General features: G+C 75.1%; 18 protein-coding genes and 1 riboswitch. Of the genes, 6 read left to right on the top strand and 12 right to left on the bottom strand.

Translation table 11 applies throughout. The features are described from left to right. Positions 1-366: 366 nt before the first annotated feature. The gene (locus tag AB0J86_RS17790; protein ID WP_363858267.1) at positions 367-918 is read right to left on the bottom strand and encodes an AAA family ATPase; all 552 of its coding nucleotides are present in this window, start codon (positions 916-918) and stop codon (positions 367-369) included. Between the two features lie 161 nt (positions 919-1,079). Between AB0J86_RS17790 and AB0J86_RS17785 the strand changes: the two genes are divergently transcribed. The 4 genes from AB0J86_RS17785 (at position 1,080) to AB0J86_RS17770 (ending at position 5,295) form a co-directional block, all read left to right on the top strand. Next, positions 1,080-1,298: a hypothetical protein gene (locus AB0J86_RS17785; protein ID WP_363858265.1), complete on the top strand. Its 219-nt coding sequence runs from the start codon at positions 1,080-1,082 to the stop codon at positions 1,296-1,298. Positions 1,299-1,595: 297 nt separating this feature from the next. Next, positions 1,596-3,668 (top strand): NPCBM/NEW2 domain-containing protein, encoded by a 2,073-nt coding sequence (locus AB0J86_RS17780; protein ID WP_363858263.1) that lies wholly within the window; start codon positions 1,596-1,598, stop codon positions 3,666-3,668. A 161-nt stretch (positions 3,669-3,829) separates the two neighbouring features. Further along, positions 3,830-4,498, top strand: a complete 669-nt coding sequence (locus tag AB0J86_RS17775) for a DUF6585 family protein (protein ID WP_363858261.1) — start codon at positions 3,830-3,832, stop codon at positions 4,496-4,498. Positions 4,499-4,680: 182 nt separating this feature from the next. Then, complete coding sequence (locus AB0J86_RS17770) at positions 4,681-5,295, top strand: HNH endonuclease family protein (RefSeq protein ID WP_363858305.1); 615 nt, start codon at positions 4,681-4,683, stop codon at positions 5,293-5,295. A 140-nt stretch (positions 5,296-5,435) separates the two neighbouring features. Here the strand turns inward: AB0J86_RS17770 and AB0J86_RS17765 are convergent, their stop codons facing one another. Together AB0J86_RS17765 and AB0J86_RS17760 are read right to left on the bottom strand one after the other, a co-directional pair. Continuing rightward, positions 5,436-6,788, bottom strand: a complete 1,353-nt coding sequence (locus AB0J86_RS17765) for a hypothetical protein (protein ID WP_363858259.1) — start codon at positions 6,786-6,788, stop codon at positions 5,436-5,438. 205 nt (positions 6,789-6,993) lie between these two features. After that, entirely contained in the window at positions 6,994-7,563 is a 570-nt protein-coding gene (locus tag AB0J86_RS17760; protein WP_363858257.1) for a helix-turn-helix domain-containing protein, read from the bottom strand. Positions 7,564-7,748: 185 nt separating this feature from the next. Between AB0J86_RS17760 and AB0J86_RS17755 the strand changes: the two genes are divergently transcribed. Then, positions 7,749-9,191: an MFS transporter gene (locus AB0J86_RS17755; protein WP_363858255.1), complete on the top strand. Its 1,443-nt coding sequence runs from the start codon at positions 7,749-7,751 to the stop codon at positions 9,189-9,191. Positions 9,192-9,410: 219 nt separating this feature from the next. On the opposite strand, the gene AB0J86_RS17750 is transcribed toward AB0J86_RS17755, so the two are convergent. Next, entirely contained in the window at positions 9,411-10,298 is an 888-nt protein-coding gene (locus AB0J86_RS17750) for a cobalt-precorrin-6A reductase (RefSeq protein WP_363858253.1), read from the bottom strand. A gap of 47 nt (positions 10,299-10,345) precedes the next feature. Between AB0J86_RS17750 and AB0J86_RS17745 the strand changes: the two genes are divergently transcribed. After that, a complete protein-coding gene (locus AB0J86_RS17745; RefSeq protein WP_363858251.1) occupies positions 10,346-11,437 on the top strand; it encodes a cobalt-precorrin-5B (C(1))-methyltransferase in 1,092 nt (363 codons plus the stop codon). A gap of 63 nt (positions 11,438-11,500) precedes the next feature. Here AB0J86_RS17745 and cobM read toward each other — a convergent pair whose 3' ends face one another. The 8 genes from cobM to AB0J86_RS17705 form a co-directional block, all read right to left on the bottom strand. Then, on the bottom strand, positions 11,501-12,262 hold the full coding sequence (gene cobM, locus AB0J86_RS17740; protein ID WP_363858250.1) for a precorrin-4 C(11)-methyltransferase: 762 nt from the start codon (positions 12,260-12,262) through the stop codon (positions 11,501-11,503). A gap of 25 nt (positions 12,263-12,287) precedes the next feature. Then, on the bottom strand, positions 12,288-13,577 hold the full coding sequence (gene cbiE / locus AB0J86_RS17735; protein ID WP_363858248.1) for a precorrin-6y C5,15-methyltransferase (decarboxylating) subunit CbiE: 1,290 nt from the start codon (positions 13,575-13,577) through the stop codon (positions 12,288-12,290). Then, positions 13,570-13,962 carry a TIGR03618 family F420-dependent PPOX class oxidoreductase gene (locus AB0J86_RS17730; RefSeq protein WP_363858246.1) on the bottom strand — a complete coding sequence of 131 codons (393 nt, stop codon included), beginning with the start codon at positions 13,960-13,962 and terminating at the stop codon, positions 13,570-13,572. Before AB0J86_RS17730 ends, cbiE begins: the two co-directional genes overlap by 8 nt. Beyond that, positions 13,959-14,429: a cobalamin biosynthesis protein gene (locus tag AB0J86_RS17725; protein ID WP_363858244.1), complete on the bottom strand. Its 471-nt coding sequence runs from the start codon at positions 14,427-14,429 to the stop codon at positions 13,959-13,961. The genes AB0J86_RS17730 and AB0J86_RS17725 overlap by 4 nt, the downstream gene beginning before the upstream one ends. Beyond that, positions 14,420-15,766: a cobyrinate a,c-diamide synthase gene (locus tag AB0J86_RS17720; RefSeq protein ID WP_363858242.1), complete on the bottom strand. Its 1,347-nt coding sequence runs from the start codon at positions 15,764-15,766 to the stop codon at positions 14,420-14,422. Before AB0J86_RS17720 ends, AB0J86_RS17725 begins: the two co-directional genes overlap by 10 nt. After that, the gene (cobO, locus tag AB0J86_RS17715) at positions 15,760-16,362 is read right to left on the bottom strand and encodes a cob(I)yrinic acid a,c-diamide adenosyltransferase (RefSeq protein ID WP_363858240.1); all 603 of its coding nucleotides are present in this window, start codon (positions 16,360-16,362) and stop codon (positions 15,760-15,762) included. The genes AB0J86_RS17720 and cobO overlap by 7 nt, the downstream gene beginning before the upstream one ends. 1 nt (position 16,363) lies before the next feature. Continuing rightward, positions 16,364-18,439 (bottom strand): VWA domain-containing protein, encoded by a 2,076-nt coding sequence (locus AB0J86_RS17710; RefSeq protein ID WP_363858239.1) that lies wholly within the window; start codon positions 18,437-18,439, stop codon positions 16,364-16,366. Between the two features lie 63 nt (positions 18,440-18,502). Next, a riboswitch (cobalamin riboswitch) is annotated at positions 18,503-18,627 on the bottom strand. Between the two features lie 124 nt (positions 18,628-18,751). Next, positions 18,752-19,744 (bottom strand): aldo/keto reductase, encoded by a 993-nt coding sequence (locus AB0J86_RS17705; RefSeq protein ID WP_363858237.1) that lies wholly within the window; start codon positions 19,742-19,744, stop codon positions 18,752-18,754. Between the last annotated feature and the right edge of the window lie 113 nt (positions 19,745-19,857).

The raw sequence follows: 19,857 nt of genomic DNA, 5'->3' as shown, positions 1-19,857 counted from the left end.
TGGCGGTCGCGGTCGTACCGCTGGCCGTCGCCGCGGCGGGACGGAAGGATCGCTCGTGCGGCGGGCGACGGGGTCCGGTCACACCGGCGCGGGGCGGGGCCGGGGATCCGGCAGGTGATCGTCGCGGCCGGGTGATGGTGGACTGTGATCGTTCCGGCCGAGGATGGGGGCCGTGGTGCCACCCTCGCCGAGCACCGCGGCGCCCGATCCGGATCGCGGCGGGTCCGGCGGGGCTAACGGCCGCGGATGGCGGTCCAGGCTCGACAGTACCCGCGCGACACCGCGACGCCCGTGCCGTCGAGGTCCGCCTCCTGGCTGGTCATGCCCCCAATGATCAACCTGCATCTCCTACATGTCAAGTAGGTTTTACCCCACGTGGTCGCCAGACCACGACGAGTCGGACCCGCCGTACGGGAGCGCGCCGGAGGGCCGCACGTGACGGAGGATCGCGGCGACCACCTCGTCCAGCGGCAGCGTCGTCTCGATTTCGAGATCCGCGCCCCGCCGGAGCAGCGGCTCGACAGTCCGCTTCAGTTCGAGCGTCCGCGCGAGCTGGTCGGGTCGCCTGCCGTACGGGTTGGTGGTCCGGGTCGCCAGCCGCCGCGCGATGACCTCGGCCGGCGCCGTGAGCAGGATGACGTGGTCGAAGCGCGGATAGAACTTCCCCTGGTTGGGGGCACAGCCGGCGAGGAAGAGGAGGTCGCCGTCGTCCGTGGCCAGCAGCCGCTCGATCCGGTCCTCGCGCCACACCCAGTCGCGTCCCGCGCCCACCCCGGTCAGCTCGTCGCCGGGCACCGCCACCAGGTGCGACAGCCCGCCGTAGTCGGCGTCCACCGCCCGGTGGCCACGCTCGGCCAGGGCGTCGACCACCGACGACTTGCCGGTACCCGACATGCCGGTCACGAGCACTCGCCTCATCCGGGCATTCTCCCCGCTCCGGCCCGCGAACGGCAGTGCGGTGGCGGTGGCGCGGTTGACGAAAGCATAGTTTTCCTATCCATTAGATGGGACTATCCGGCCGGGCGGCCCCGCACGCCGCCCGCCGGACCACGCCCGCTGTCACGAGGAGCGCAGCACCGATGACGACGCAGCAGGCCGACATCGTCGAGCTGATCGGCAACCCACGGCTCAACTCGCGCCGGGCCGTGGGGTCCGCACTGACCACGCTGCTCGGCGAGCTCGGCGCGGCGACCCCGGTCGAGCCGCTCGCGGTCCTCGAACCGGAGCTGGCCGACCTCGACGCGGTCGCCGCCAAGTGGGTGCGCAAGCACGGCGAGGCGCTGGTCGCGGCACTGTAGCCGGTCACGACATACCGTGGACGGCGGAGCCGCGACCGCGGTCCGGCCGGGCCGTCGCCCTTCCCCGGCACCGCTCGGCGGCGCCTTCCCGCCACCCTCCCCTGCCCCGGTAGGCGGGCCCTTCCGCGCGCCGGGGCGCGCGTCTACCTACAGTCAGCTCATAATTTACGAATTATTATTGACACGCCCCGGTAACCGGCGGCAAGATCTGGCGAAACAAACCGACCCGCTCGCGGCACCGCCCCGCGACACGCGGTGCCGCTGGCGCACTCCTTTCCCGGCAGCAAAGGAATCCATGTGAAACCACGTGCGCTCACCGCGCTGGCCGCCCTCGCGGCCGGACTGCTGGTCGCGCCCGCCCCCGCGCAGGCGGTCGGGGACGCGAGCGGCACACCCGCGCCGGCACAGCTGCTCAGCCCCACGCCGTACCAGGGCTGGAACACGTACTTCGGCCTCGGCGGCGACTTCTCCGAACAGTCGGTACGCGAGGTCGCCGACGCGCTCGTCTCGCGCGGGCTGGCCGCGGCCGGCTACGACATCGTCTGGCTCGACGGCGGCTGGCAGGACCCGGAGCCGCGTACGGCCGCGGGCGACCTGCAGGCCGACCGGACCCGGTTCCCGAACGGGTTGAAGCCGCTGGTGGACTACATCCACGCCAAGGGCCTCAGGGCCGGAATCTACACCGACGCCGGCCCGTACATCCCCGGCAGGTGCGGGCTCGGCAGCGGCGGCTACTACCAGCGCGACGCGGACCAGTTCGCCGCCTGGCAGTTCGACGCGGTCAAGGTCGACTTCCTCTGCGGCATCGCCGCCGACCTGGACCCGAAAACGGTCTACACCGACTTCGCGCGGGCGCTGCGCGACAACGCCAGCAAGCGGCCGATCATCTTCAACCTCTGCAACCCGGTGACCTCCCCGGACTGGGGCGACTACCCGGAGGAGCAGCAGTCGACGTATTCCTGGAGCTACGCCCCGGCGATCGCGCAGTCCTGGCGCACCTACACCGACGTCGGCTTCGTCGGTGACATCAAGTTCAAGGACGTCCTGCGCAACTACGACGCGAACGCGCGGCACCCCGAGGTCGCCGGCCCCGGCCACTTCAACGACCCGGACTACCTCGCGCCCGAGCTGGGGATGAGCGACGACGAGTTCCGTACCCAGATGACGCTCTGGTCCGTCGCGGCGGCGCCGCTGGTGATCGGCAGCGATGTCCGCAAGCTCGGCCGCACCTCGGTCGAGATCCTCGCCGACCCGGACGCGTTGGCGATCAACCAGGACCCGGCCGGCGTGCAGGCGGTCCGGGTCGGCCCGGCCGGCACCACGGAGACCTGGGTGAAACGCCTGGCGAACGGGGACCGGGCGGTGGTGCTGCTCAACCGCGGCGAGAGCCCGGCGATCCTCACCACCAGCGCCGCCTCGACGGGCCTGACCGGCTCGCGGTTCACCGTCCGCGACGCGTGGACCAACCGGGTGACCGAGAGCGCCGGTACCCTCAGCGCGGCGGTGCCGGCCCACGGCGCGGCGCTGCTGCGGGTCGGCACGGCCCACGGCGCGCCGGGCGTACCGCACGTGACCGCCGGGCTCCCCCAGGTGACCCGGGTCGGCGCGATCCCGACCCCGGCCGGCTCGGCGCCGGTGGTCGCCGGCGGCGACGAGGCGACGGTCGAGGTGGTCGTGCGCAACGACGGCGCGCAGCCGGTCTCCGCACCCCGGGTACGGCTCACGGCGCCCGACGGCTGGACCGTCCGGGCGCTCGGCACGGCGCCGAAGTCACTGCCCGGCGGCCGTTCGGCCACCTTCACCTTCGCGGTGGCCCTGCCCGCCGCCGCGGCGCCGGGCTCCGCCACGCTGACCGCCACCACGTCGTACGACGTGGCCGGGCGCGGCCGGTTGCAGCAGTCGACCGCCTCGTCCGTGGTGGTCGCGCCGGTGCCGCCGGACGGCGAGGTCCCGCTCTCGCACCACACCTGGATCAGCGCCACCAGCGGCTGGATGAGCCCGACGGTCGACCAGAGCGTGGGCGGCGGCTCGCCGATCAGCCTGGTCGGCCAGGTCTACCCGACCGGCCTCGGGGTGGCGTCGCCGTCCACCGTGCGCTACTACGTCGGCGACCGGTGCACCCGGCTGACCGCGACCGTGGGCCTGGACGACGCGGTCCGCAACGTCGGTCCCGAGGGCGCCACGTCGACGTTCCAGGTGGTCGCCGACGGCCGGGTCCTCTTCGACAGCGGGGTGGTCACCCGCGACGACCCGCGCCAGGTCGACGTCGACCTCGGCGGCGTGCGGGTGCTGGACCTGGTGGTCGGCGACGGTGGCGACGGCGGGTACAACGACCGCGCCGACTGGGCCGGCCTGACCGCCAACTGCTGAAACCGACGCCGCGCGTCGGCCCGCCGCTAGGGCGGGCCGACGCGCGGCACCGCTCCGCGCCGGAAGGTGCGCGGCGCGACGTGGCAGCAAGTGCCATTGACCCGACCTGGTGAGCCCTCGACGATTCCGGCGTACCGCACGGACTCGGGAGGTGGGGCGGGATGACACGCCACGACGACGTACCGGTCCCACCGGCGTTCCTGGCCATCGCGCGCGAGCGCTCGCTGGGCGCGCCGATCCGGGTCATGGCGGGCGGCTCGCGGCTACAGGCCGTACGGGGCAAGCTCATGACCGTCGGCGTCTTCGAGCAGGGGGTCGTGGTCGCCCCGGGCGGCGACGCGGAGCCGTTCCACTTCCGCTACGACGAGGTCGAGCGCTTCACCCAGCAGATCACCCGCAAGTACGTCAACGGCGGCTACCGCGGGACCGACATCATGTGCTGGTTCGGCCTGCGCGACGGCCGGGGGTACCGGGTGGGCGGCGAGACCACCCGCACCGAGCGGCACATCGCCGACGACTTCCGCGAGCTGGTCGACCCGCGGATCACGGCCGCCCAGCTGCCGGGGATGCGCGCGGCGCTGCGGCAGGGCGGGCGGCTCGAATTCGGACCGTACGCGATCGAGCCGGACGGGCTCTCGGTGGCCGTCTGGTTCAACCGGAACCGGAAGCGGCTGGGCTGGGCGGAGATCGAGAAAATCGACGTGGACCGGGGCAACGTCAAGGTCACCGCGCGCGGCAGGCGCATCGCGTGGGGGCTGGTGAGCGTGCACCGCGTACCGAACCTCCGCGCGTTCCTCACCCTGGTCCACGAGGCGGGCCGGCTCGGCTAGCGGTACCTGCGGCGGCGGGTGCGCCGCCGAGGCTTCGGGCGGCCGTCGATGGCTGGACACGGGATCGTCATGGCGCGGTCACGCGCATGATCGATCTTGGCGGTCCCGTACCCCCACACGCCTTCGGGAGGCACCCCTTGTCCCGTCCGCACCGACGGTTCCGGCTTTTCCGGCCGGCCCTCGTGGCCGCCGCCCTGGCCGGCCTGACCACGTCCCTGGTCCTGGCCGCGCCGGCCGGCGCCACCCCGCCGAACATTCCCAGCAAGGCCACCGCCCAGAGCGAACTCAACGCCCTCACCGTCGCCGCCGAGGGTTCACTGACCGGCTACTCCCGGGACCTCTTCCCACACTGGATCACCATCTCCGGCGCCTGCGACACCCGGGAGACGGTGCTGCGCCGCGACGGCACCGGCGTGACGGTGAACAGCTCCTGCACGCCGACCTCGGGCAGCTGGTACAGCCCGTACGACGGTGCGACCTGGACCAATCCGTCCGACCTGGACATCGACCACGTGGTGCCGCTGGCCGAGGCGTGGCGCTCGGGCGCCAACACCTGGACCACCAGCCGCCGGCAGTCGTTCGCCAACGACCTGACCTACCCGCAGCTGATCGCGGTGACGGACAACGTCAACCAGTCCAAGGGCGACCAGGACCCGTCCACCTGGCAGCCCAGCCGTACGGCGTACCGCTGCACCTACGCGAAGATGTGGGTGCACTCGAAGTACCACTGGGGGCTGCGGTTGCAGTCCGCGGAGAAGTCCGCCCTGCAGACCATGCTGAACAGCTGCTCGTCCTGATTCCCCGAACCCCCGGCCCGGGGCGCCGTGTCGCACGGCGCGCGGAATGCCCCCGGCGGGGAACGTGATGATCCGCGGCGCGTACGTTGCCCGCGCGGGAAATGGCCGGCCACCTCGGTCGAGGTGGCCGGCCGTACGGCTCAGGTGTCCATCCGGCAGTTCGGGTTGCAGTGGTTCAGCTGGAACGAGTCGGCGTTGAAGGTGAACGACGTCTGCACCGGGGCGATCACGGCCGCCTCGACCCGGGTCGCGCCGGCGGGCGCCGCCGCGGTCAGCCGCCACTCCAGCCAGTTCGTGGTCACGCCGATGTCCGCGCTCTGGCTGCTGGAGACCAGGGTGTTGGCGGAGTTGTACCAGTTCAGTCGCAGCCGCACCGTACCGGCGGTGTCCGCGCGCAGCCGGACGAGGTACTTGTACGTCTGCCCGGCCGTGACGTCCGGCCGCCGGGTGATCACCGTGCCGGAGGCGGCCGACGCGCTGGTGGTGACCCGCAGCGAGCGGCGGCCGTCGAAGTACTTGCAGGAGACCCCGCTGACCCCGCAGGCGGCGGTGACCCCGGCGGTGGCGCCGCCGGTGACGCCGAAGCCGGTCGCGGCGGCGCCCGGCGCGGTCGCCTCGACGGTGCGCTCCTGGGCGGTCAGCAGGTCGCTGTTGGCGCCGCTGTCACAGCAGGTCGGTACGGTGAGCGCCGGGTGGGTGGCGATGTTGGCCCGGGTGGTCGACGGATACGGGTCGATGTAGAAGCTGGCGGTCAGCTCGCTCGGGTCGTAGTACTGCCGGAACCCCGGGTCGAAGAGCCAGTACCACTCCCAGCCCATCATGATGTCCGGCACGTACTGCTGGCCGGCCTCGGTCATCCAGGCGTGCCCGGCGCCGAGGTTGTGGGCGAGTTCGTGGCCGGCCACGCCGCTGTCCCAGACCTCGACGACCGAGTAGCAGTAACCGCCGGTGGTGGGGCAGAGGTTCGAGTCGGACTCGGACTCGAAGTCGGTGAAGACCAGGTAGTAGCGGTTGCTGTCGGCGTACCCGGCGCCGTTCAGGTCGGCGCGTACCGTCGCGGAGCTGGTGAAGCTGGTCGTACCGGCCTCGATCTTCTCCGCCTGGACGAGGGCGCGGGCGTAGTCGGCGTACGTGCCGTTCGGCGTGTAGCGGCAGCTCAGGTTGAGGTGCTGGTCGTAGTTGCTCGACTCGTCGAGCGCCCAGTCGATCCGGTCGACGATGCGGGCGATCTGCTCGACCGACTCCTCGTAGTGGTTGCCGTCCCCGTCGTGCCAGGCGTAGATGACCTGGATGGCCGGGATGCTGGCGGCCGGCGGGGCGGACGGCGTGGCCGCGACGGTCGCGCAGCCGCGGGTGGGCGCGGTCGCCGGCTGCGCGTACGGCCGGTCCGGTTCGGTGCCGGTGCGGTGATGCGCCTGCGCCGTCCCCGCGCTGACCAGGACGATGGCGAGCCCTGCCGCCACCGACCAGCCGAGACGTCGTGATTTGATCAATTCCTTCCCCCAGGACTCGGTCACGCCGCGGCGGGCGCCGACGACGCGCCCAGGAGATCGAAGTCTGTGCACATCCGGCAAGGGTCGGAACGGAAATTTTCGCCATATTTATGCTACTGACCGGCAACTTCCAACGCACAGCCCCACCGTGGGCCCCACCACCCACCGTGGGCCCACCGCCTCCCGGGACCTACCGCCCCGGCACCTACCGCCCGTCGCGGCTACGAAGCCCGTCGAGGACGAACGAGAGCAGCCGCTCGGCCTGCCCGGGTTCCGGTTCGCTCGCCACCGCCACGGCGTGCACCAGCCGGAGCAGCTCCGTCGGCTCCACGTCCGGCCGGATCAACCCCTCGGCCTGCGCGCGTTCCAGCAGCATGCCCAGGGCGCCGCGCAGCGTGGTCCGGCACCAGTCGAGGGTCTCGCCGTCGGCCGCCAGCGCGCTCTTGAGCGCCGCGGTCAGGCCGCGCTTCTGCCGGGCGTACTCCAGCTGCAGGCCCAACCACCGACCCAGCGCCTCCTCGGGCGGATGGGCTGCGGCCAGCTCCTCCGCGGCTTCGGCGAGCGCCTCGATGTCGCCGCGGTAGACCGCGCCGAGCAGGCTCTCCCGGTTGGGGAAGTGACGGTAGAGGGTGCCGGGACCGACGCCGGCGCGCCGGGCGATCTCGTCCAGCGCCGCGTCGGGGCCGTGCTCGGTGAACGCCTCCCGGGCCGCGGCGACCAGCCGCTCGCGGTTGCGCCGCGCGTCCGCGCGCATCTGCCGTCCGGGGTTGTCCACCTGCCCGCCTCCTCAACCCGCCGCGCTTCCCGACCCGCCGCGCTTGCCGACCCGCCCGGCTCCCCGAACCACCAAGCGGAGACTTCCTCCGGATAGTCTTGGCAAACGGAGCCGGTCTCCATATGCTAGCCGGGTACGAACCGGAGGCTATCTCCGGTTATTCGTCCTTTCCCCTGGAGTACGCGGTGTCGCAACAGACCCTGCCCACGATCACCGCCGGACGCGTCGACGCGCGCCGGCACAGGCCCGGGTTGGCCCTCGCCATCATCGTCACCTGCCAGCTCATGCTGATCCTCGACGCCACCGTGATGAACGTGGCGCTGCCCGGCATCCAGAGCGACCTGAACTTCTCCCCCACCGGCCTCGCGTGGGTGATGAGCGCCTACACGCTCGCCTACGGCGGGCTGCTGCTCCTCGGCGGCCGGACCGGGGACATCCTCGGCCGCCGCCGGACCTTCGTCGGTGGGATAGCGCTCTTCACCCTCGCCTCGCTGCTCGGCGGCTTCGCCACCACGCCCGGCTGGCTGCTGGCCGCCCGGGTCCTCCAGGGTGTCGGCGCCGCCGCGGCCGGCCCCAGCACGATCGCCCTGATCACCACGACCTTCACCGAGCCGCGCGCTCGGATCCGCGCGCTGGCACTGCTCTCCGGGGTGGCGAGCGGCGGCTTCGCCGTCGGTCTGATCGTCGGTGGCGCCCTCACCGAGGTGGCCTCCTGGCGCTGGGTGCTGTTCATCAACGTGCCGCTCGGGCTGGCCGCCGTGCTGCTCGCGCCCCGGTACGTCCGCGAGCCGCAGCGGCACCCCGCCCGGCTGGACCTGCCCGGCGCACTGACCGGTACCGCCGCCGTCGCCGCCCTGGTCTACACCTTCATCCACGCCGCCTCGGTCGGCTGGTCGGACCCGACCACCCTCAGCACGCTGGTCGCGGGGGCGGTACTGCTCGTACTATTCCTCGCGATCGAGCTGCGCGCCCCGCAACCCCTGCTGCCGCTGCGCCTCTTCGCCGACCGCGACCGCGCCGCCGGCTTCCTGAACTTCTTCCTCGGCCCGGCGGCGATGATGTCGATGTTCTTCTTCCTCACCCAGTTCCTCCAGGAGGTACGGGGACTCGGCGCGCTCGGCACCGGGTTCGCCTTCCTGCCGATGGCGGCGGGCATGTTCACGATGACCCGGCTGGTCCCGCACCTGCTGCCCCGCTTCGGCCCCCGGCCGCTCGCCGTGAGCGGATCACTCCTGATGATCGTCGGGCTGGTCTGGCTCACCCAGCTCTCCGCCACCAGCGGCTACGTCGACGGCCTGCTCGGTCCCATGCTGCTGATGGGCATCGGCGGCGGGCTGGGCTTCGTACCGCTCACGCCGGTCATCATGTCCCGCGTCGCCCCGGCGGATGCCGGTGCGGCCGGCGGCGCGTTGCAGACAATGCAGCAGACGGGTGCGTCGCTCGGGCTGGCCGTGCTGGTCACCGTCTTCGGCAGCGCGTCGCGGCACGCGGGCGCCGGACTGCCCGCCGGCCCCGCCACCGCGCACCACGCGCTCATCACCGGCATGACCGCGGCGTTCACGGCCTCGGCGATCATTTCCGTGAGCACCCTGCTGGTGGCGCTCACCTTCCCACGCAAGCGCCCCTGACCGGCCCAACCGCGCCGCCGGGCGGACCGCAACCGCCAGGTGGGGCCCGCCGTGCGCCGCGAAGACATCAAGCCTGACGGGATTCGCGGGGCACGGCGGGCCCCACCCCCACCCCGCGCGGCCACCCCCACCCCGCGCGGCCGGCCCGGCTCAGCCCGCGCGGCCGGGACGGCTCAGCCCGCGCGGCCGGGACGGCTCAGCCCGCGCGGCCGGCCCGGCTCAGCCCGCGCGGTCGGGACGGTCCGCGAGCCAGGCGAGCGCGGCCTCGACGCTCGCCACCCGCGGCACCGCCGGCAGCGGAGGCCGGTCCACCACCACCACCGGCAGGCCGAGCCGCCGCGCGGCGACCAGCTTGGCGGCGGTCATCTCGCCGCCGCTGTCCTTGGTGACCAGCAGGTCGATCCGGTACCGGCGCAGCAGCGCCAGCTCACCGTCCACGGTGAACGGTCCCCGATCCAGCAGCACCTCGGCCCGGGACGGCAGCGGCGGCTCGGGCGGGTCGACCGCGCGGACCAGGAACCACGGCCGGTCCAGCCCGGCGAAGGCGGCCAGCCCCTGGCGCCCGATGGTGAGGAAGACCCGCTCCCCCAGCGCGGCGACCGGGTCGACCGCAGCCTCCAGCGACGGTACGCGGTGCCAGTCGTCGCCCGGCCCGGCCGTCCAGCCCGGCCGACGCAGCACGAGCAACGGTACGCCGACCTCGGCGCTGGCCGCGACGGCGGAGGCGGTGATCCGGGCGGCGAACGGATGGGTGGCGTCCACCACCGCCGTCACGCCCTCCCGCCGCAGCCACTCGGCCAGTCCCGCCGGACCGCCGAACCCGCCGACGCGTACCTCACCGGGCGGCAGGACCGGTCGGGCCACCCGTCCGGCGAGCGAGGTCACCACGCGCGGGCCGGGCCGGGCGGCGAGCAGTCCGGCCAGGCGGCGGGCCTCGGCGGTACCGCCGAGCAGCAGCACGGTCCCCGGCCGCTCCGCCCGGGGTGCGATCGGATCCGGCGCGGCGGACGCGGGCGGCGCGGCGGACGCGGGCGGCGCGGCGGACGCGGGCGGCGCGGCGGACGCGGGCGGCGCGGCGGGGCGGTCGGCGGCGGGTGGCTCACTCATCGGGGCCCCGCTGCGCGGCGGGCGCGGCCGGCGGGCATGCTGACCCGGTGACCAGCGGCAGGACGACCAGCACTCCCCTGCGGTACGGGTGGACGACCGGCGCCTGCGCCACGGCGGCGACCACCGCCGCGTACACGGCGCTGCTGACCGGCGCCTTCCCCGACCCGGTCGAGGTCATCCTGCCGAAGGGGCAGCGACCCGCGTTCGCGCTGGCCCGGGAGCGGCTGGCGCCGGAGAGCGCGACGGCCGCCGTGATCAAGGACGCCGGCGACGATCCGGACGTCACGCACGGCGCGCTCGTCTCGGCGACGGTACGGGCCGGCGCGCCGGGCAGCGGCGTGACGTTCCTGGCCGGCCCCGGCGTCGGTACGGTGACCAAGCCCGGCCTGCCGCTCCCCGTCGGCGAGCCGGCGATCAACCCCGTGCCCCGGGAGATGATGCGCGCGGCGGTGGCCCGGGTCGCCGGGGCGCACGGGGCCAGCGGCGACGTGGTCGTGGAGATCTCCGTCGACGGCGGCGCGGAGCTGGCCCGGCGCACCTGGAATCCGCGGCTCGGCATCCTGGGCGGGCTCTCCATCCTCGGCACCACCGGGATCGTGGTGCCGTACTCCTGCTCGGCCTGGATCGACAGCATCCGCCGGGGCGTCGACGTGGCCCGCGCGGCCGGGCACCGGCACGTCGCCGCCTGCACCGGCAGCACCTCGGAGCGGGTCGCCGCGGAGCTGTACGGGCTCCCCGAGGACGCCCTGCTCGACATGGGCGACTTCGCCGGGGCGGTGCTCAAGTACCTGCGCCGGCATCCGGTGCCCCGGCTGACCGTGGCCGGCGGCATCGGCAAGCTCACCAAGCTCGCCGCGGGGCACCTGGACCTGCACTCGGCGCGTTCGCAGGTCGACTTCGGGCAGCTCGCCGACCTGGTCGCCGGCGCCGGGGCCGGGCCGGCGCTGGTCGAGGGGGTGCGCGGGGCGAACACGGCGCTGGACGCGCTGCGCCAGTGCCAGGCGGCCGGGCTGCCGCTGGGCGACCTGGTGGCCGCCGGCGCCCGGGACGCCGCCGTCGAGGTGCTCCGGGGCGCGCCGGTCGCGGTCGACGTCGTCGTCATCGACCGGGCCGGCGCCATCGTCGGCCGCGCCCACTGACCGACTCCCTCGTCGATCTAGGGCAAATCCTTGTGGATTGATCTCCAATCACGACGATTTGCCCTAGATCGACGAGTTGGGGGCGGGGCGGCATCGGTCGGGCGAGTAGAGGTGGCTGTCCGGGAACTGCTCCGCCGTCAGCACCGCGCCGACGACCACCACCGCGGTACGGACCACCCCGGCCGACCGTACCCGCTCGGCGATCTCACCCAGCGTGCCGCGCAGCACCAGCTCGTCGTCCCGGCTCGCCCGGGCCACCACGGCGACCGGGCAGTCCGCGCCGTAGTTCGGCACCAGTTCCTCGACCAGTTGCTCGATCCGCTGCACGGCGAGGTGCAGCACCAGCGTGGCCCGGCTGCGCCCCAGCGTCGCCAGCTCCTCCCCGGGCGGCATGGGCGTGGCCCGCGCGGCGGTACGGGTGAGGATCACGGTCTGCCCGACCCCGGGTACGGTCAGCTCCCGGCGCAGCGCGGCGGCCGCCGCGGCGAAGGCCGGTACCCCCGGCACCACCTCGTACGGCACGCCGACGGCGTCGAGGCGGCGCATCTGTTCGGCGACGGCGCTGAAGACCGACGGGTCGCCGGAGTGCAGCCGCGCCACGTCCTGGCCCCGGGCGTGCGCCCCGACCAGCTCGGAGACGATCTCGTCGAGGTTCATCCGCGCGGTGTCGACCAGCCGGGCCCCGGGCGGGCAGTGGTCGAGCAGCTCGGCCGGGACCAGGCTGCCCGCGTACAGGCAGACGGGTGCGGCGGCGAGCCGGTCCCGGCCGCGCAACGTGATCAGGTCGGCGGCGCCCGGTCCGGCGCCGATGAAGTACACGGTCATCGCTTCACCACCGTGAAGTACACGGTCATCGCTTCACCACCGTCCACTGGGTCACCGGCAGCGCGGCCCGCCAGCCGGTGAAGCCCCCCACCGGCGCCGCCCGGTTCACCGCGATCCGGGTCAGGTCGCCGCCGTGCCGGGCGTACGCCTCGCCCACCAGGCGCTCCGATTCGAGGGTGACCGCGGTGGCCACCAGCCGACCGCCGGGGCGCAGCGCCCGCCAGCAGCGGTCGACCAGCCCGGGGGCGGTGAGCCCGCCGCCGACGAAGACGGCGTCCGGCGGCTCCAGCCCGTCCAGCGCCTCGGGCGCGGCCCCGACCACGACCCGCAGCCCCGGTACGCCGAGCGCGGCGGCGTTGCGCCCGATCCGGGCGGCCCGCTCCGGGTCCCGCTCGACCGCGACGGCCCGGCAGGACGGGTGGACGCGGGACCACTCGATGGCGATGCTGCCGGCGCCCGCGCCGACGTCCCAGAGCAGCTCACCGGGGAGCGGGGCGAGCCCGGCCAGCGTGATCGCGCGTACCTCGCGCTTGGTGAGCTGCCCGTCGTGCTCGTACGCGTCGTCCGGCAGTCCGGGCACCGGTGGCAGCCGTACCGCGTCCGGGTCGGCCCGGCACTCGACCGCGACGATGTGCAGCGGTCCGGCCGTACGCTCGCCCCACCGACCGGCCGTGCCGTGGTGGACGCGCTCGTCGGGGCCGCCGAGCGACTCCAGTACCGTCAGCCCGCTCCCGCCGTAGCCCCGCGCGGTGAGCAGGTCGGCGACGGCGGCCGGGGCACGCCCGTCGGCGCCGAGGACGAGCAGCCGGCGTCCCGGGTGCACCGCCCGGTGCAGCAGCTCGAGGGGGCGGCCGACGAGGCTCACCACCTCCGTCTCCTCCACCGGCCAGCCGAGCCGGGCGCAGGCGAGCGAGACCGACGAGGGGTGCGGCACGACCCGCACCCGGTCCGGCCCGAGCAGCCGGACCAGCGTGGTGCCGATGCCGAAGAACATCGGGTCGCCGCTGGCCAGCACGGCGAGCGCGCGACCGGCGTACGCGTCGAGCAGGCCGGGCAGCGCGGGCAGCAGCGGCGACGGCCAGACGACCCGGTCCGGACCCGGGTCGGCCGGGAGCAGGGCGAGTTGGCGGGCGCTGCCGAACAGCACCTCGGCCGCGCCCAGCGCCGCCCGGGCCGGCTCGGTCAGCCCGGCCCAGCCGTCGGCGCCGATGCCGACCACCGTGACCGCCGCGACGTCGCGCCCCGCCCGCCCGCCGGGCGCCGGCACCGGGTCGGAGGCGACGACCGCGCCGGAGGCCGGCCCGTGTTCAGGCATTGCCGAGCACCCGGGTGATCCGGACCTCGATGACCACCCGGTCCGGGTTCGGGCGTGGCTGCCGGTACCGCTGGGCGTAGCGTTGCTCGGCGTCGGCGACCGCCTCGGGCTCGGTCCGGACCACCGCCCGGCCTTCGAGGGTCGACCAGGTCCGGCCGTCGATCTGGCAGAGGGCGACCGGGGCACCGCCCGGGCCGGCCGCGAGCACGTTGCGGACCTTCTGCGAGCCGCGCGAGGAGATCACTCGGGCGGTGCCGGTGGCGGGGTCGAGGGTCGCCCCGACCGGCGTCACGTGCGGCGTACCGTCGCGCCGCAGCGTGGTGAGGCTGACCAGGTGCCGTTCGCGCCAGAACCGCAGCAGCCCCGCGCCGTACTCGTCGATCATGGAGTCGTGGCCCTCTCGAAAGTCGCGAATCCGGGCATAGTGCCAGCCACAACTCCATGATCGACGGGAAGGTCGGCGGGGGTAGGGGCGGCGACGGCGGCGAGGGCCGGGCCGCCGCCGCGTCGGGGGACGACGAGGCGGCCCGGCACGCCACCGGTGGCGTCGCGGGCCGCGCGTAGCGCCGCCGCCTCGGCCACGCTGGGCGTACCGACCGCGCCCCGGGTCCGCTCCGACGGGTGCGGTACCGCCTCGGCCGCGAGCTGCTCGGCCGGGTAGCCGACCAGCGCCCAGCCGAACCGGCGGGCCAGCTCCACCACCCCCGGCTCACCGGCGCGCCGGTCGAGGGTGGCGAGCGTGCCGACCGACGCCGGCTCCAGTCCCGCGTCGGCGAGCACCGCCGCCACCAGCGCCTCCAGCTCGTCGGCGGCGACGCCGGCCCGGGCGCCGAGCCCCACGATCAGCCGCATGCCGCCACCAGGCGCCGCGCGATCTCGGGCCGTCCGGCCCAGTGCAGGTGCAGGTAGGAGGCGTGCACGCCACCGGAGACGAAACCCTCCGGGGCGCCGGGCCGCCACCCGTACGCCGGGGTCGCGCCGGCCGCCGGGCTGACCGCCGTACGGTGGAACTCGTGCCCGGTGACCCGGGCGCCGACCGGCATCAGCGGGCTGTCGGTGAGCGCCACCGCGTCGCGGTAGCCCAGCGTCAACCGCTCGGTCATCGTCGCCTCGGCGTCGAGCACCCCGCACATCGGCGCGCCGTCCAGGCTGCGGCAGAGCCAGAGCAGGCCGGCGCACTCGGCGGCGATCGGCGCGCCGGTGGCGGCGAGCGCGGCCACCGCCGCGCGCAGCGGCGCGTTGGCGGCGAGCTGGTCGGCGTACACCTCAGGGAAGCCGCCGCCGACGACCAGCGCGGCCGTGCCGGGCGGCAGCGCCTCGTCGCGTAGCGGGTCGACCGGGACCACCTCGGCGCCGGCGGCGCGGAGCAGCTCGGGCGTCTCGGCGTAGCCGAAGCTGAAGGCCGGGCCGCCGGCGACCGCGACGACCGGCCGGCGCGGCGGCGGCGGCGCGGCCGGCGGCGCGGCCGGCGGCGCCCACGGCGTCACCGGCAGCGGCGGCGCGGCCCGGGCCACCGCCAGCAGCGCGGGCAGGTCCAGCGCGTCGGCGGCGAGCGCCCCGAGCGCGGCCACCGACTCGGTCGCCTCGGCCCGTCGCTCCACCACCGGCACCAGGCCCAGGTGCCGGGACGGGGCGGCGATCGCCCGGTGCCGGCGCAGCGCGCCCAACACCGGCGTGCCGACCTCGTCGCAGGCGTCGCGGAGCAGCTGTTCGTGCCGGTCGGAGCCGACCCGGTTGAGGATCACCCCGGCGATGCGGACCGATCCGAACGACCGGAAGCCGTGTACCAGCGCCGCGATCGAGCGCCCCTGCGCGGAGGCGTCGACGACGAGCACCACCGGGGCGTCGAGCAGCGCGGCGACGTGCGCGGTGGAACCGAGGTCGCCGGCGCCGGTACGCCCGTCGTACAGGCCCATCACGCCCTCGACCACGGCCAGCTCCGCGCCCGTCGCGCCGTACGCGAACAGCGGCGCGACCAGCTCCGCGCCGAGCAGGACCGGGTCGAGGTTGCGGCCGGGCCGCCCCGCGGCGAGCGCGTGGTAGCCGGGGTCGATGTAGTCCGGTCCCACCTTGAAGCCGGCCACCCGCAGGCCGCGGGCCGCGAAGGCGGCGAGCAGTCCGGTGGCGACGGTCGTCTTCCCGTGCCCGGAGGCGGGGGCGGCGACGACCAGGCGCGGTACGTTCACCACTCGATGCCCTGCTGGCCCTTGCGGCCGGCGTCCATCGGGTGCCGAATCTTCGTCATGTCGGTGACCAGGTCGGCCAGCTCCACCAGCTCCGGGTGCGCGTCCCGGCCGGTGATCACGACGTGTTGGTTGCCCGGCCGGTCCCGCAGGGTGGCGACCACGTCGGCCACGTCCACCCAGCCCCACTTGACCGGGTACGTGAACTCGTCCAGCACGTAGAAGCGGTACGCCTCGGCGGCGAGGTCGCGCTTGATCTGCGCCCAGCCCTCGGCGGCCTCGGCGGCGTGGTCCCGCTCGGTGCCGGGGCGCTGGATCCAGGACCAGCCCTCGCCCATCTTGTGCCAGACCACGCTGCCGCCCCGGCCGCTCTCGCCGAGGGTACGCAGCGCCGTCTCCTCCCCGACCTTCCACTTGGGGCTCTTCACGAACTGGAACACCGCGATCGGCCAGCCGGCGCTCCAGGCGCGCAGTGCCATGCCGAACGCCGCGGTCGACTTGCCCTTGCCCTGGCCGGTGTGGACCGCCAGCACCGGCTGGCGGCGCCGCTGCCGGGTGGTGAGTCCGTCGTCGGGGATCTGTTCCGGCTTGCCCTGCGGCATCTCAGGCCACCTTTCCGAGCTGGTGCAGCGCGTCCAGCGGTACGCAGTCGGCGTCGAGGGCGGCGGCGAGCCGGCGGGCCAGGCCGAGGCGTACCGGCCCGGTCTCGCAGTCGACCACCACCGCCGCGACGCCGGCCAGCGCCGGCACCGCCGTCAACGGGTCGGGCCCGCTGGTGGCCCGGCCGTCGGTGACCACCACGAGCAGGGGACGGCGGCGCGCGTCGCGGCGGCGCTCGCCGTGCAGGGTCAGCGCCGCCTGCCGCAGGCCCGCCGCGAGCGGGGTACGCCCGCCGGTGCGCAGTTGCGCGAGGCGCAGCACGCCCACCTCGTGGCTGGCGGTCGGCTCCAGCACCGTGCTGGCCTCGGCGCCCCGGAACGTGATCATCCCGACCTTGTCCCGCCGCTGGTAGGCGTCGCGCAGCAGGGAGAGCACCGCGGTCTTGACCACCCGCATCCGGTGCCGCGCCGCCATCGAACCGGAGGCGTCCACCACGAAGAGCACGAGGTTGGACTCGCGCCCGACGTACACGGCCTGGCGCAGGTCGCGGGCGGCCGGGCGGCGGGCGCCGCGCTCGGCGGCGGCGCGCAGGGTGGCCGGCAGGTGCGGGCTGGTCACCGCCCCCGACGAGGCGCGCGCCCCGACGACCCGGCCCCGCCGGGCGTACGCCGGGGAGCGGCGGCCGGTGTGCGCCCCGGCGCCCCGGCCGCGCACCGTCAGCACCCGGGGCCGGTACGGCGCCGCGGCCGGTTCGGCGCTGGCGGCGCGCCCTCCGGTCGACCCGGCGTCGGGCGCGTCGCTCGGGTCCTGCCCCGCACCGACGGGCTCGGTCGACGTCCGCGCGGTCGAGGTCGGCGCGGTCGGTGCGTCGCCGGTGCCGCCGTCGGTGCCGGTCCCCGGGCCGCCGCCGCCCGGCGTGCCGGCGTCGGGCCCGTCGTTCCCGGCGCCCCGGTCGTCCCGGCCGCCGCCGTCCGGGGCACCGCCGCCGTCCGGGTCGGAACCGCCCGGGTCGGGGTCGCCGGGTCCCGGCGGTTCCGGTTCGTCGTCGCCGCCGAACTTCCGCAGCGTCTCCTCCAGCCGCTCCCGGTCGGTGCCGGGCGGGTCCAGCGGGTCGCGGCGGCGCCGGTGCGGCAGCGCGAGCCGCGCCGCGTCGCGTACCTCCGCCGCGCCGACCACGGCCCGGCCGTGCCAGGCGGCGAGCGCGACGGCGGTACGGGCGACCACGATGTCGGCGCGCAGCCCGTCCACGCCGTAGTGCAGGCAGATCGCCGCGATCCGGTCCAGCTCGGCGTCGGGGAGCCGCACCGACGGCAGCCGGTCCCGGGCCGCCGCGATCCGCTCGGCCAGCGCGGCTTCCTCCCCGCGCCACCGGGCGGCGAAGCCCTCCGGATCGGCCTCGTACGCCAGCCGGCGGCGGACCACCTCGGCCCGGTCGGCCGTCTCCCCGGGCGCGGCCACCGAAACGACCAGTCCGAACCGGTCGACCAGCTGCGGCCGCGGCTCGCCCTCCTCCGGGTTCATCGTGCCGACCAGCAGGAACCGGGCCGCGTGCTTGACCGAGACGCCGTCGCGCTCGACGTGGGCGCGCCCCATCGCGGCGGCGTCCAGGAGCAGGTCCACCAGGTGGTCCGGGAGCAGGTTGACCTCGTCGACGTAGAGCACCCCGCGGTGCGCGGCGGCCAGCAGGCCCGGCTCGTATGCCTTGACCCCGTCGGCGAGGGCGCGTTGCAGGTCCAGCGTGCCGACGACCCGGTCCTCGGTGGCGCCGACCGGCAGCTCGACCAGCGCGGCGCGGCGGCGCCGGGCGGCGAGCGGGCCGGGCTCGTGCGGCCCGTCCGGGCAGGACGGGTCGGGGCCGGCGGGGTCGCAGGCGAAGCGGCAGCCGGTGACGACGTCGACCTCGGGCAGCAGCGCGGCGAGCGCCCGGACAACGGTGGACTTGGCGGTGCCCTTCTCGCCCCGGACCAGCACCCCGCCGACGGCCGGGGAGACCGCGGTGAGCAGCAGCGCGAGGCGCAGTTCGGCGAGGCCGACGACGGCGGAGAACGGGTACGGCGCGGTCATCCCGCGCTCAGGCATGCGGCCACGCTCGGTCCCTTCCGCGGGTGTCCACGCCCGCGTGTTGTGGGTGGTGAGCGGCCGGAGTCTCCTGGCTCCCGGATCGACGCTTCCCCTCGACCTTCCAGCCTCTCGGCCGTGGCCCGTGCGTGAGGGGTCACTCCCCGGTCACAGTGGCGGGACCGTCCCGGATTCGCACCGGGTTCCTCCGCGCACCGCTCGTCGCGCCATGTTGTCCCACCGGGTGCCCCGCCGTCAACGCGACGCGGCCCGTCCCCGACCGGCCGGCCGCCGAGATCACATCCCGGCGGGCCTGGACCCGCGGCCGCGCGCTCAGCTCTCCGGTACGAGCGCGGTGATGGTGGCGACCTCCTCGGGCGTCAGCCGGAGCGCGGCCGCCGCCAGGTTCTCCCGGAGGTGGGCCGGGCTGGTCGTGCCGGGGATCGGCAGGATGACCGGCGAGCGGTGCAGCTGCCAGGCGAGGGCGATCTGCCGTACGGTCGCGTCGTGCCGCCGGGCGATGGGTTCGAGGGCCGCCGTGATCCGGTCCGGGTCCCCGCCATCGGCGATGCTCACCGGGTGCCAGGGCGAGAAGACCACGGCCGACGCCTCGGCGGCGGCGAGCAGTTCGGCCCCGGCCCGGCTGGTCGGCACCTGCTCCACGCCCGCCCGGTTGCTCACGTTGTAGAGCGCGGTGACCGCGGCGATGTCGACGATGCCCTGGGCGGTACGGAACTGTTCGAGCGTGACGTTGGAGAGCCCGATGTGCCGGATCAGGCCCTGCTCGCGCAGCTCCGCGAGGGTGGCGATCTGCTCCTCGAAGGGCGCGTCGGCGGCCCGGCCGCTGTGCAGGTAGTACAGGTCGATCCGCTCGACCCCGAGCCGGCGGGCGCTCATGTGCGCGCTCTGCCGCAGGTAGTTGGGGTTGCCCACCGCGCCCAGCGTGGAGTAGTCGTACCCGCCCCGGACGAAGCCGCCCTTGGTCGCGATCACCAGCCCCTCCGGGTACGGGTGGAGCGCGTCGCGGATGAGCAGTTCGTTGGCGTGCGGGCCGTAGACGTCGGCGGTGTCGATGAAGGTGACCCCGGCCGCCACCACCTCCCGCAGCAGCGCGATGCCGGCGTCTCGGTCGGGGTACTCGCCCCAGACCTGCGCGCCGGTGAGCTGCATGGCGCCGTAGCCGATCCGGTTGACGACGAGGTCACCGCCGATGGTCAGGGTACCGGCGGCCCCGGCCGCGACGGTTCCGCCGTTGGTCGCGGCCCCGCCGTTGGCCGCGGCCCCGCCGTTGGTTACGGCTCCGCCGGCTTCGGCGTTGGTGGGCATGGCGGGACCGGCCTTCCCTGTGAACGAGGCAATACGGAGGCAGCCCTCCACGTTAGCGGAGGCAATCCTCCGATCGCAATCGCCGACGCGACGCCGCCACTATCGCGATGTTC

Origin of the sequence: Micromonospora sp. NPDC049559, assembly GCF_040676675.1 — a bacterium.
GTDB lineage: Bacteria > Actinomycetota > Actinomycetes > Mycobacteriales > Micromonosporaceae > JBFAPK01.
The sequence above is the reverse complement of the archived record's forward strand: the minus strand, read 5'-3'. Positions and strand labels throughout refer to the sequence as shown.

Bases quoted from the DNA above. Each gene is read 5' to 3' on its own strand.
- AB0J86_RS17750 (WP_363858253.1), bottom strand. From the start codon at position 10,298: ATGAGTGAGCCACCCGCCGCCGACCGCCCCGCCGCGCCGCCCGCGTCC.
- AB0J86_RS17730 (WP_363858246.1), bottom strand. From the start codon at position 13,962: ATGATCGACGAGTACGGCGCGGGGCTGCTGCGGTTCTGGCGCGAACGG.
- AB0J86_RS17710 (WP_363858239.1), bottom strand. From the start codon at position 18,439: ATGCCTGAGCGCGGGATGACCGCGCCGTACCCGTTCTCCGCCGTCGTC.
- AB0J86_RS17790 (WP_363858267.1), bottom strand. From the start codon at position 918: ATGAGGCGAGTGCTCGTGACCGGCATGTCGGGTACCGGCAAGTCGTCG.
- cbiE (WP_363858248.1), bottom strand. From the start codon at position 13,577: ATGCCTGAACACGGGCCGGCCTCCGGCGCGGTCGTCGCCTCCGACCCG.
- AB0J86_RS17725 (WP_363858244.1), bottom strand. From the start codon at position 14,429: ATGCGGCTGATCGTGGGGCTCGGCGCCCGGGCCGGCGTCGCCGCCGAC.
- cobO (WP_363858240.1), bottom strand. From the start codon at position 16,362: ATGCCGCAGGGCAAGCCGGAACAGATCCCCGACGACGGACTCACCACC.
- AB0J86_RS17785 (WP_363858265.1), top strand. From the start codon at position 1,080: ATGACGACGCAGCAGGCCGACATCGTCGAGCTGATCGGCAACCCACGG.
- AB0J86_RS17775 (WP_363858261.1), top strand. From the start codon at position 3,830: ATGACACGCCACGACGACGTACCGGTCCCACCGGCGTTCCTGGCCATC.
- cobM (WP_363858250.1), bottom strand. From the start codon at position 12,262: ATGACCGTGTACTTCATCGGCGCCGGACCGGGCGCCGCCGACCTGATC.
- AB0J86_RS17705 (WP_363858237.1), bottom strand. From the start codon at position 19,744: ATGCCCACCAACGCCGAAGCCGGCGGAGCCGTAACCAACGGCGGGGCC.